11 protein-coding genes are annotated in these 10,866 nt (G+C 41.6%); 8 read left to right on the top strand and 3 right to left on the bottom strand.

Annotated features, from left to right (window positions below):
- Positions 1-193 precede the first annotated feature (193 nt).
- The 4 genes from MF4642_RS13975 (at position 194) to MF4642_RS13960 (ending at position 2,878) form a co-directional block, all read left to right on the top strand.
- Entirely contained in the window at positions 194-544 is a 351-nt protein-coding gene (locus MF4642_RS13975; RefSeq protein WP_005400523.1) for a winged helix-turn-helix domain-containing protein, read from the top strand.
- 267 nt (positions 545-811) lie between these two features.
- Positions 812-1,564, top strand: coding sequence for a molybdate ABC transporter substrate-binding protein (gene modA, locus MF4642_RS13970; RefSeq protein WP_039890151.1), 753 nt, complete (start codon positions 812-814; stop codon positions 1,562-1,564).
- Positions 1,564-2,256 carry a molybdate ABC transporter permease subunit gene (modB, locus tag MF4642_RS13965; protein ID WP_005400525.1) on the top strand — a complete coding sequence of 231 codons (693 nt, stop codon included), beginning with the start codon at positions 1,564-1,566 and terminating at the stop codon, positions 2,254-2,256. The genes modA and modB overlap by 1 nt, the downstream gene beginning before the upstream one ends.
- 4 nt (positions 2,257-2,260) lie before the next feature.
- Complete coding sequence (locus MF4642_RS13960; RefSeq protein ID WP_005400526.1) at positions 2,261-2,878, top strand: ATP-binding cassette domain-containing protein; 618 nt, start codon at positions 2,261-2,263, stop codon at positions 2,876-2,878.
- Between the two features lie 75 nt (positions 2,879-2,953).
- Here the strand turns inward: MF4642_RS13960 and MF4642_RS13955 are convergent, their stop codons facing one another.
- On the bottom strand, positions 2,954-4,042 hold the full coding sequence (locus MF4642_RS13955) for an AraC family transcriptional regulator (protein WP_078426598.1): 1,089 nt from the start codon (positions 4,040-4,042) through the stop codon (positions 2,954-2,956).
- Between the two features lie 156 nt (positions 4,043-4,198).
- Here MF4642_RS13955 and MF4642_RS13950 point away from each other — a divergent pair, with 156 nt between their 5' ends.
- The gene (locus MF4642_RS13950; protein ID WP_078426597.1) at positions 4,199-5,479 is read left to right on the top strand and encodes a D-arabinono-1,4-lactone oxidase; all 1,281 of its coding nucleotides are present in this window, start codon (positions 4,199-4,201) and stop codon (positions 5,477-5,479) included.
- 195 nt (positions 5,480-5,674) lie between these two features.
- Positions 5,675-6,838 (top strand): alanine racemase, encoded by a 1,164-nt coding sequence (locus MF4642_RS13945; RefSeq protein ID WP_078426596.1) that lies wholly within the window; start codon positions 5,675-5,677, stop codon positions 6,836-6,838.
- A gap of 47 nt (positions 6,839-6,885) precedes the next feature.
- Here MF4642_RS13945 and MF4642_RS13940 read toward each other — a convergent pair whose 3' ends face one another.
- Both MF4642_RS13940 and MF4642_RS13935 read right to left on the bottom strand, forming a co-directional pair.
- On the bottom strand, positions 6,886-8,127 hold the full coding sequence (locus MF4642_RS13940; protein WP_078426595.1) for an OmpP1/FadL family transporter: 1,242 nt from the start codon (positions 8,125-8,127) through the stop codon (positions 6,886-6,888).
- Positions 8,128-8,581: 454 nt separating this feature from the next.
- Positions 8,582-8,995 (bottom strand): DUF962 domain-containing protein, encoded by a 414-nt coding sequence (locus MF4642_RS13935; protein ID WP_078426594.1) that lies wholly within the window; start codon positions 8,993-8,995, stop codon positions 8,582-8,584.
- A 67-nt stretch (positions 8,996-9,062) separates the two neighbouring features.
- Here MF4642_RS13935 and MF4642_RS13930 point away from each other — a divergent pair, with 67 nt between their 5' ends.
- Both MF4642_RS13930 and MF4642_RS13925 read left to right on the top strand, forming a co-directional pair.
- Positions 9,063-9,887: a helix-turn-helix transcriptional regulator gene (locus MF4642_RS13930; RefSeq protein WP_078426593.1), complete on the top strand. Its 825-nt coding sequence runs from the start codon at positions 9,063-9,065 to the stop codon at positions 9,885-9,887.
- Between the two features lie 165 nt (positions 9,888-10,052).
- Complete coding sequence (locus MF4642_RS13925; protein ID WP_078426592.1) at positions 10,053-10,829, top strand: class II aldolase/adducin family protein; 777 nt, start codon at positions 10,053-10,055, stop codon at positions 10,827-10,829.
- Positions 10,830-10,866: the final 37 nt, after the last annotated feature.

Raw genomic sequence — 10,866 nt, 5'->3', positions numbered from 1 at the left:
GCCCAAGTAGAAGGATAATCTTTTTCAGATTCAATTAGTAATTGAACCGCTCTTTCTCTGATTTCAGGGGTATATTTTAATTTTGTCATCGGCATAGTCTCTCAGAATATTGACTCTCCGACAAACCTGGTACGGTTCAAGGTTTTTCTTTAGGTCATCTGTGTCGATGACAGGTCTTTATTTGAGTGAATGTATGCAGGACGTCAAATTAAAATTACAGCTCAGAATACTTCTCAATCAAGACATTGCATTTGGGCCGGGTAAGGCCGAGTTATTGGAAGAAATTCGACGTACTGGCTCAATTTCTCAAGCTGCAAAAAGTATGAATATGAGTTACCGCCGTGCATGGCAGTTGGTTGAAACCATGAATCATAGCTTTCAGTCAGGATTGGTCGAAACTCAAAAAGGTGGAACGCATGGGGGTGGGGCAAAACTCACAGACTTGGGCGAAAGTATTTTAAGTCAATTTAGACAGATGGAAATAAAAGCACGCGTTGCGATTGAGCAGGATTTTGAAGAAATAGCTCAACACCTGAAACCATAATCTATTTAGTTCAACTAGATGCTTCTCGTAGTCAGTCATTGCATACACGAATAAGCTTCCTCTATTTGATAAAACCTCTTATCTACTCACTCGATTGTAAGAGCAGTATCAGTCACGTGATTAAGATACAAACACTTTAACTTGAGCGATAAATAATCTGTTTCTAGAATTGACGTTGCTTGTGTATCCATATATTTTTGAAAACATATCGATCAATTTATAACGCTTAAGGGGAACATGGTGCTGCTCAATTTTAAGAATAAGTGCATGCAATATGCGGTGTTGTGTTGTGGTTTGGCTCTTGCGGCACAGGTACATGCAGAGCAAGCCATTACCGTTTATGCAGCGGCCAGCTTGACCAATGCTATAGCAGATGTCGATGCAATGTTTGAACAACAAAAAAGAGTACGTGTGAAAACCTCTTATGCCGGGTCGTCGACTTTGGCTAAGCAAATTGAAGCGGGTGCACCTGCGGATGTTTTTATTTCGGCAGATGAACAGTGGATGAATTATCTGCAAAATAAAAAGTTAATTGTGCCGAATAAACGTGTGAATTTATTGGGCAATCGTCTTGTTCTGATTTCTCCAAAAGCTAAGCCCGTCAAAATAAAAATGGATAAAAGTTTTGATCCTTCTACCGCTTTTCAAGGCAAGCTTTGTACAGGTGACACCAAAAGTGTCCCAGTCGGAAAATACGGGAAACAAGCACTGACCGCATTGGGGTGGTGGTCAAAACTTGAACCAAGATTGGTTGAAACTGAAGATGTCAGAGCTGCGCTCAACTTTGTCGCACGTGGTGAATGTCAGCTTGGCATTGTCTATGCAACCGATGCTGCTATTAGTAACGATGTCACCGTCGTTGGCGTTTTCCCTATCAGCACCCATACCCCGATTGTTTATCCCTTAGGTCTTGTCAAAAATAATCCAGATGCACTAGCGTTTTATCAGTTTGTACAGAGTAAACAAGCACATGCAGTCTTTAAAAAATATGGCTTTACCGTTTTATCTGCTGCCAAGTGATGATGTTTTCTTTATCGGCTGAAGAAATAGAGGTACTCAAGTTATCTTGCCAAGTGGCTGCAACCTGTTTGGCATTTAGCCTGATCCCTGCGTTGGTAGTGGGTTGGGTTATGGCACGTAAAGAGTTTTTTGGCAAATCATTATTTGAAACCTTTATTTTCCTACCTTTGGTGCTGCCGCCTGTAGTGCCAGGATATTTGCTGTTACAGGTTTTTGGAGGAAACGGAATACTGGGTAAATATCTTGAGCCCTTTGGACTCAATTTTGCATTTAATTGGAAAGGCGCAGTTTTGGCCTCAGCAGTGATGGGCTTTCCACTCTTGGTTCAATCGATTCGTTTGGCCATAGAGCTGGTGGATCAACGGCTAGAAATGGCGGCGAAAACGCTCGGTGCTTCCTCCTTGGGCACTTTTTTTTATGTCACTTTGCCTTTATCCAGCAGTGGCATATTGGTGGGGGCAATTTTATGTTTTTGTCGCAGTCTGGGCGAGTTTGGCGCAACTATTACCTTTGTCGGTAATATTGCAGGGGAGACCAGAACTTTGCCCTTGGCCATGTATAGCTTGATGCAGCAACCCGACACAGAACAAGCGGTCTGGCGACTGATTATTCTGTCATTAACTGTGGCATTTTTCGCTTTATGGTTTGCCCAGTGGTTCCATCGTTATCAGAAAAAAAAACGGGGGCATTAAGACGATGATTGACTGTCATATTCTGTTAAATTTAGGCAAATTTAAACTCGATCAGACATTTTCATCTGAACATCCTGTCGTTGGTTTATTTGGAGCGTCAGGCTCAGGAAAAACCAGTATTTTGCATGCTATTGCAGGACTTAATACTCCAGTCAAGGGCTGGATTAAAATCAATCATCAGACATGGTTTGATGCGAAAAATAAGATTAATTTAAACGTGCAGCAACGTCATGTGGGTTTGGTTTTTCAGGATGCACAACTGTTTCCACATATGACGGTGATGCAAAATTTATTGTTTGGCTATAAGCGCATTCCGCCTGAAAGCCGACGTTTTGATCCTGATTATATTATTGAACTGCTTAAACTTAATCATTTACTCAGTCGTATGCCGACGAAGCTTTCAGGTGGTGAAAAGCAGCGAGTTGCATTGGGTCGGGCACTGTTGTATTCGCCAAATTTATTATTATTAGATGAACCATTGTCTGCGTTAGACGCTGCACATAAACAGGAAATCCTTCCTTTTTTTCAAACCGTCCAACATGAAACCCATATCCCGATGCTGTATGTCAGCCATGATATGGATGAAATTAAGCAGCTGACCGAAGCAGTTTGGTTGCTTTAATTGAACACATTTCAGCTTCAACTTTTAAAGCGGGAACGAATAAAAACAGAAAAAGGCTTCTGTATCAGCTTAGGATTATTCGGTGCCATTTTTATAAACAGACGGCGCTTGGCCTGTCCAGCGTTTAAATGCCCGACGAAATTCACGTACTTCACTAAAACCTAAAGCTTGGCTAATGTCCCCAATGGAGAGATTATTTTCAAGCATCTGTTTCGCTTTTCGTTCTAATACGGTTTGTCGAATTTGCTGAAAACTAATACCTTCTAGCAATAAGTAGCGTCGAAGATGACGCTCACTCATTTGTAAATAGTCTGATGCGAATTGCATATCAAAGCGTATGGGAAGGTGCTGATCGATGAGCTGTTCTAATAAATATGCATATTGTGCATTATTGAGCTGATCAATTTCTTGTTGTGCACGTTCACAAATCTGGATGGCAGTTGCATAGTTAGCAGGGCTATAAGTTTTGAGTGGGCGCTCTAGCATACTTCGTTTAAATCGAATGACATTTCTGTCTGCATTAAACCGAATCGGGCAGGAGACAATTTTTTGATATTCGGCAAGATCCGTGGTCGGAGAATAACTCAGCTCTAACTGAATAATATCTTGATGATCGCCTAGCATGGCATTGAAACAGGCCATGATGCTACTCAGTAGTTCATCACAGAAAAATATTTTGAGGTTTGTCGGTGTAATATTTTCGATGAACTCTAATTCAACGCTTTCCTCAGAAATTGTAAAGTTCAAGTTTAAAACACTACCGGAAACTTGATGGTAACGTAGAGCAATCTCTAAGGCATCCGCTACAGTTTTACAAGACTGCATGGCAAAACCTAAAATACCCATTGAAATCAAGCCTTCACTACTGCCAATTTTTAAACCTAAGTTGGGTTGCTGGCTCGAAGCCAAGGCATTTTGAATAACATGACATAACTGAGTAAAACTCACATAGCCATGGGCTTGCTGGATTTGATTGATATTCACGCCTGAATGCTGGAACCACGTGCTGTAATCCCAATGCTGCTGTTCTGCATAATGTAGCAGCCCCGCCAATATTGTGGGTGGGATATATTGCCGTGTATGAACGGTATAATTTGACTGTTTAGGCATAAGTCCGTTTTGCCCCCCTGAATAGCGATCATTCAACCCTTTTTGGTATCTCATAATTTTGTTTAACTTTCAATATGCCAAAGCGCAGATCAATTCAACGTAGTGATGAAAGGAAAATCAAATGAAGCCAAAGGATTGGACAAAGCAAGAAAATCAAATGAGTCAGCTGAGTAAAGAGTATTTACTGGGCGAATGTGGAGTTAGTCGTTCATGAAAACTCAAGAGAGATATACGTGGTCGAACTGGTCAGGGTTTCAACAGGCTCATCCACAACACATTTTGCGCCCTGACAATGTATTGGAGTTACAGCATATTGTACAAAGTCATCCGAAAATACGGGTTGTGGGGGCAGGGCATTCCTTTACCCCCCTAGTATGTACCGATGCGACTTTGGTGTCATTGAACCAAATTTCTGGTGTGTTCTCATCTGATACAGCGCACAGTCGGTGCAGTCTTTATGCAGGGACTCGATTGTACAATTTGGATCAATATCTAGAACCCATCAATCAAGCTTTAATGAACCAAGGCGATATCGACCAGCAGAGCCTTGCGGGGGCCGTTTCAACTGGAACACATGGTACGGGTGCAGATTTGCACTGTATTTCAGCTTATGTGGAAGATTTTGAGTTATTAACTGCTTCAGGTGAAATCCTCAACTGTAGTCGCACCGAAAATCCAGAAATCTTTGCGGCTGGACGTGTTTCATTAGGTAGTTTGGGTATTTTGACCAAAATTACCATGCAAAATCGTCCGCGCTTTAAACTGAAGGAACATATTCAGCTCTGTACAGTAGTAGACATGATGCAGTTTATTCAGCGATGGAAGCAACAGCATCGACATATTGAATGTTTTGTTTTTTCCCATGCCGAAAAACTAATGTTAAAAACCTTAGATGAAACAGATGAAGAGCTACAACCCCGTAAAGAAAGCTATCCGTCTGAGGATACGTTGTTAACGGTCTGTTCGGAATTAATTAAAAACGTTCCATCCTTGAATCCTTATGTGCAAAAACTGTTAGGCACTTTTGTTAAACCAACAACAGCAGTGGATTGGTCAAGCAAGATCTTTCCGACAGTACGTAATACCAAATTTAATGAAATGGAGTATCAGATTCCTGTTGATGACGGTTTGGATTGCTTAGAAGAGGTATTAGCGGCATTGCGACAATATAAGGTTGCGACCTTTTTCCCGCTCGAATTTCGTTTTGTCAAAGGAGATGATATTTGGATCAGCCCATTTTATCAGCAAGACTCCATTTCGATATCGGTGCATCAATATCATAAGCAAGACCCACGGCTAATTTTTGATATTGTGGAGCCTATTTTTCAGAAATATAAGGGACGACCCCATTGGGGCAAAATGCACAGTATGACGGCAATGCAACTTCGAGATTTATACCCAAAGTGGGATGATTTTCTTAGGTTACGTCAGCAGCTGGACCCTGAGTACAAGTTTTTAAACCCTTATTTAGAGCAGTTGTTTTTGGGATGATTGGGGGGAATTTGAGGTGACTGGTACATCACAAAAGTGTATGGCTGTACGTGATTGATAGGATGGTTAGTTAAGCGCAAGCTAGATCATGACTTGACCATATTCAGGTTCATGGCTTTGGCTTTTAGCCGATAGGCTACATGCTTAGTAGGCTGGTTTAAGTTGGCCGCTTTTATTCAGAACAGGACAAAAAGAATGTTGGATCATTATTTTAAAACACTCAATTCAGACTTAAAAACACAAGGGATTGCGACACCCCAACTGATTGTAGATGACGCTGCATTACAACAGAACCTCCAATATATTCAAACGAAGCTCGTTCAGGCGGAACAGTTAAAACCCCGTTTAGTGGTCAAATCGTTGGCCAGCTTAAATTTACTCCAGCTGCTGTCGGAGAAATTGAATACACAGCGTTTTATGGTCTTTCATGTGCCACATATCCACTTGATATTAGAAAATTTCTCAGCGGCTGATCTTTTGTTGGGGAAGCCCATGCCTGCCCAAGTAGCTCATGCTTTTTATGCACAAAATTCAGCTTGGACAAATGCAAATATCCAATGGTTAATTGATACCAAAGAACGGTTGTTGCAATATTTAGAGATAGCCAAAGACTATGCCATAAGTCTGCACGTGAATATTGAAATTGATGTGGGCTTACATCGGGGTGGGGTGCAGTCTGAAACGCAATTTGCTGAAATGTTAAGTGTTATCCAGCAATATCCACAATATTTAAAACTGTCAGGCTTGATGGGCTACGATGCGCATGTCACTAAAATACCATCGATCATCAAAAAACCAGATCAGGCCTATCAAGAGTCGCAGCAGATTTATTTAAATTATCAAAAGGTCATTCAAACGCAGTTTCCAGCCCTTTGGAACAGTGATCTTTGTTTTAATGGTGGCGGTAGTCCGACCTTTACTTTTCATGTCTCAAAGAGCGTTTGTAATGATCTATCTTTTGGTTCGATGCTGCTCAAACCCAGCGACTTTGAAAGTGACTCATTGAAGCCTTTACAACCGGCGTTATGGATTGCGACTCCGGTGCTGAAAGTTCTGCCTTTTCCGCAATTACCTGCAATGTCTTTATTGAATAAATTACCGCATAAATCCAAAGCACTGTTTATTTATGGTGGTTATTGGCTGGCGGATTATGTTTATCCCCATCATTGTCGTCCGCATCTATTGTATGGACGGAGCAGTAATCAAGAGTTGGTCAAAATTCCTAAAGATTGCGATATTCAAGTGGATGATTTTGTGTTTTTAAGACCCACACAAAGTGAAGCGATTCTTCCTCAGTTTTCAGAATTAAAACTGTATCAACAGCATGCTTTTGAAACATGGCAAACTTTTCGAGAATAATAAAAGCCACTCAATCGGGGGGCTTTTATTTTATGGACCTCATAAAGTTAGAATCGATACCCCATTTTTAAACCATAAGCGATGGCGCTATTATTCTTAAAATCTGCTTGTTCTGCTGTGGATTGAATACCAGATATAGGCAGATGGTAAGTTCCATCTTCTGCAACAACATCACCGAGCCAAAAATATTTGATTCCACCTGCAATAAAGTAATGGGGTGTAGGGTTAAATTGTGCACCGAAACCAAGTCCCCAAGAGCCTTTTGTTGGGTTTAAATTAGATGCAGGATCACCTGTGCCAGAGTCCCAGCTGATTTCTGTTGATGCACTCCATTTTGGGGTGAATTGATGTCCAATTCCCAGTGTTGTTGTCCACTGATCGTGCTGGTAGCTGTCTAAATCAAAGCCATCGACATAAGTACCATCACTGATGATTGAAGAGATGTATTCGGTCAAAGCACCAAACTGGGTCGGGCGAATTTTAAACTGTTTCCAGTTGACCCAGCGCAAATTGGCATAGGCGAGGGTATTCGATGCGATCCCTGTTTGAATATCGAGATTGACGGATTGAGGCGTAGAAATTTTTGTTTTCTGTGGAAGTGTAGCTTCTAAAGGTTCACCAAAGACCGTTTCCGTGACTTGCAGTTTATGATCAATTTTAGAACGATAGGTGATGGCTGCTTTTAAGGCAATCTCCGGCTTTTGATAACTTAAACCTGTTAACCAACCCACTGCATGGTCCTCTTTAAACTTCGCATCATATCCATTAAAAAGAGGGCCATAGGCATTGCCTCGGAGTGAGACATCACCTTCTACCGATTGATAAACTGCACCGCCATAGAGTTGAAAGTTTGTGAATGGGCTAATACCGAGAAGCATACTGATATTGTGGGTATCTACGTTTACCGAAGTGCCTTGTTGGCTGAACTCATTATCTGAAAATGTATTATTGGATTGCATCGGATAGTGAATGTCAGCACCGAACGGTTGATCATACAAAAGGCCAAAACTGACATGTTCGGTTAGCTGTAGTTTTAAGGCGGCATTGTAATATTGAAAGCTATTTCCCATATTACCAGTATTGAGATTCGTCGCATCGCTGACTAAATCGGGTCGGTTGCGAATTTTCCCCGAAATGTCTGGATCTACGCTGGTAATGCTGGCTTCAGCATAATGTCCTGTTTCTAAAAAGGGCAGAATCGACTGGCCGGATTGATCCAGAGCGGATGCATGGATCAAGCTGCAAGAGGATATTCCAAATATGCCAATCACCAATGGGCTGAGTTTCATGTAAATCGTCCTTGAGATTTTTTTGACTTGTAATCGCTATTGTTTGTCTTCTTGGCACTATGCTTTAGTTTTGGGTGACTTGATGAAGGTCACTCAACTTTGAAAACAGTGGTGTCCAAGCTCAAGTTAATCACTGAAAAGAATTGGAGAGTAGGGTTGTATATGAGCATTCAAGGGGGGATTTTCGGTCAAAATAAAGGACTTATTTTATAAATTGAGCCTGTGAGAAATGAATGCTTTGATTGAGCTGTTGGCGATCGTTGATCACTTTTCATTAGATCAGATGGTGATGCCGTGTAGTCGACGTTAATGCAGCCTAATTAGATGGCTTGGTTGGATGTGATTAAGGAGTGTCGCTCTTATAGAGAGTTTGTGGTGCATAACCTTAGCACTAATCGTCAGATTTCGATCAAACGGACTGCCCTATAAATATATAAGACAGTCGCATTTTTATTTACCAATCAACACGTTTGAATAAAATGTCTTTATACATTTTAAAATCACAGGCTAAGCTGTAGAGAGGGTATTTAAATGTGGCTGGCTTATTGTGCTCAAAAAAGAAATGTCCGACCCACGCAAATCCATAACCCACCACAGGCAAAGCCCAGAGTAGTTTTGCATTTTTGGTCATCGCCGCAGCCGCAGTAATCCCGATCACACAGGTGGTTCCCACAAAGTGTAAACGTCGACAAGTAGGGTCTTCATGCTGAGAAAGATAGAAGGGATAGAATTCTTTTAAGGTTTTATAATGGCCATCACTTCCTTTAATTTTCACAATAGGGCTTGCAACCAATGCAGAAGAATGATTGGCGTTATTCACTAAATCTTGCATATTGTTTTTAATTTGGGTTTGGGTATTCTGTAACATGTCCTACTCCTTTAGTGTTTACTAGGCGTAGTTTTAAACAGCAAACCAAAGATGGTCTTGAACGAATATGCTATCGCAAAGCAAGGATGCGAGTTTAGGGTTAGCGCATCAAAGTAAAATTTACACTTGGGATGGTGTCATTTTGTATGTGACTCATGAGCAGTTGAATAATGCCCATGCCCATTTTCCAGCACTTTTACAAATTAGCTTGGGCACACCTTTTGCAATCACTTTAGACGATCAACTACGTCGTTATCACGATATTGTGGTGATGGCACCCAATGTGATGCACAGTACCGATTCAGAACATCAGCCTTATCTGGCACTCATGATTGATCCTGATCATGCACTCTATGGACACTTGTATCCATTGCTGAATGGCGAACAGATTTGTTCTTTGCCTGCCGCTTGCCTTGCTACGTTTCATTCACAGTTTCAAAAGTTGATCGCTGGGCAACTCAGTCCTGATGATGCCAAACAATTGGTTTTAACGCTGCTGTCAACGTTAAACCCAAATCCGTTGCAGGTATTGCCATGGGATGCCCGCGTTTTACAAGCCTGTCATTATATTCAACAACTTGTACCTCAGCAGATTCCCACAGTAGCTCAAGTCGCGGCACACACGGGACTGTCTGAGTCGAGGCTGATGCACTTGTTTAGTCAGCAATTGGGAATTTCAATGCGGCGCTACATTCTTTGGTTGCGTATTCGCTATGCCATCAAACTCTGGGCCGCAGGTCGGAGTTTGATTGATATTGCCTTGGAAGCAGGTTTTGCCGATCAGGCACATTTCACCCGAACTTTACGTAGCATGGTCGATTTTGCACCCTCGATGCTGAAAGGCAAAACCATCTTCGTGAATGACTCTATTAAAACACCATTGATGTCATAGCGTGTTAAGTTGCTTGATAGCACATGGAAATAGCAGAATCATTCAAGACAGGTTTCGCTATTTTACGAAGAATCAGTTTACGTTGAGAGAAGGACTTAAGCAGGGTTGGGCTTTTTCGTTCAAGCTCAATGTCAATTTTATGGATAGAGATAATAGGGATAACAAATGACCAGTTTACATGCGATGAAAAGTCTAAAAGATGTCGTGTCCGAAAAAGAATGGGATGCGCGTTGTCAGCTTGCGGGGTTGTACCGTCTAATTGCGCATTTCCGCATGACCGATTTAATTGATACGCATATTAGTCTACGCGTACCCGACGAAGACGGTCATTTTCTGATTAATCAATACGGCATTCCCTTTGAAAAAATGACGGCTTCGCATTTGGTTAAAATTGATTATGCAGGCAATATTATTGCGGATTATGATCAGGGGAAATTGGTCAATACCGCAGGTTTTGTGATTCACTCCGCGATTCATGATGCACGTAAAGATGTGCACTGCGTGATTCATACGCATACCGCAGATGGCATTGCAGTGTCTGCACAAAAACAGGGTTTATTGCCTTTGTCTCAACATGCTTTGAAGTTTTATAACAAAGTGAGCTATCACGAGTATGAAGGGGTGGCGTTATTGACCGAAGAGCGTGAGCGTCTCGTGAAAGACTTGGGGCACAACCGAGTCATGATTTTACGTAATCATGGTTTGCTATCGACAGGGGATTCAATTCAACGTGCTTTCCACGAGATCTATTTCCTTGAACGTGCGTGCCAAGCGCAGATTAAAGCGATGGCGGGAGGAGCAGAGCTTCATCTTCCGTCTGAAGCTGTACGTCAACATACGGCTCAACAGTTTGAAAGTGAATTGATTGAAATGGTGATGCTGAAAGCATGGAATGCCGCGCTGTCTTTAATTGAGCATCAACGCAACGAGTATTGTTCATAAGCCATTCAACCATTTTAATAAAAGCCTCTATTTTAAT

It is taken from the genome of Acinetobacter sp. MF4642, assembly GCF_002018925.1.
Lineage (GTDB): Bacteria > Pseudomonadota > Gammaproteobacteria > Pseudomonadales > Moraxellaceae > Acinetobacter > Acinetobacter johnsonii.
The sequence above is the reverse complement of the archived record's forward strand: the minus strand, read 5'-3'. Positions and strand labels throughout refer to the sequence as shown.

Bases quoted from the DNA above. Each gene is read 5' to 3' on its own strand.
- MF4642_RS13930 (WP_078426593.1), top strand. From the start codon at position 9,063: ATGCTATCGCAAAGCAAGGATGCGAGTTTAGGGTTAGCGCATCAAAGT.
- MF4642_RS13955 (WP_078426598.1), bottom strand. From the start codon at position 4,042: ATGAGATACCAAAAAGGGTTGAATGATCGCTATTCAGGGGGGCAAAAC.
- modA (WP_039890151.1), top strand. From the start codon at position 812: ATGCAATATGCGGTGTTGTGTTGTGGTTTGGCTCTTGCGGCACAGGTA.
- MF4642_RS13935 (WP_078426594.1), bottom strand. From the start codon at position 8,995: ATGTTACAGAATACCCAAACCCAAATTAAAAACAATATGCAAGATTTA.
- MF4642_RS13975 (WP_005400523.1), top strand. From the start codon at position 194: ATGCAGGACGTCAAATTAAAATTACAGCTCAGAATACTTCTCAATCAA.
- MF4642_RS13950 (WP_078426597.1), top strand. From the start codon at position 4,199: ATGAAAACTCAAGAGAGATATACGTGGTCGAACTGGTCAGGGTTTCAA.
- MF4642_RS13940 (WP_078426595.1), bottom strand. From the start codon at position 8,127: ATGAAACTCAGCCCATTGGTGATTGGCATATTTGGAATATCCTCTTGC.
- MF4642_RS13960 (WP_005400526.1), top strand. From the start codon at position 2,261: ATGATTGACTGTCATATTCTGTTAAATTTAGGCAAATTTAAACTCGAT.
- modB (WP_005400525.1), top strand. From the start codon at position 1,564: ATGATGTTTTCTTTATCGGCTGAAGAAATAGAGGTACTCAAGTTATCT.
- MF4642_RS13925 (WP_078426592.1), top strand. From the start codon at position 10,053: ATGACCAGTTTACATGCGATGAAAAGTCTAAAAGATGTCGTGTCCGAA.
- MF4642_RS13945 (WP_078426596.1), top strand. From the start codon at position 5,675: ATGTTGGATCATTATTTTAAAACACTCAATTCAGACTTAAAAACACAA.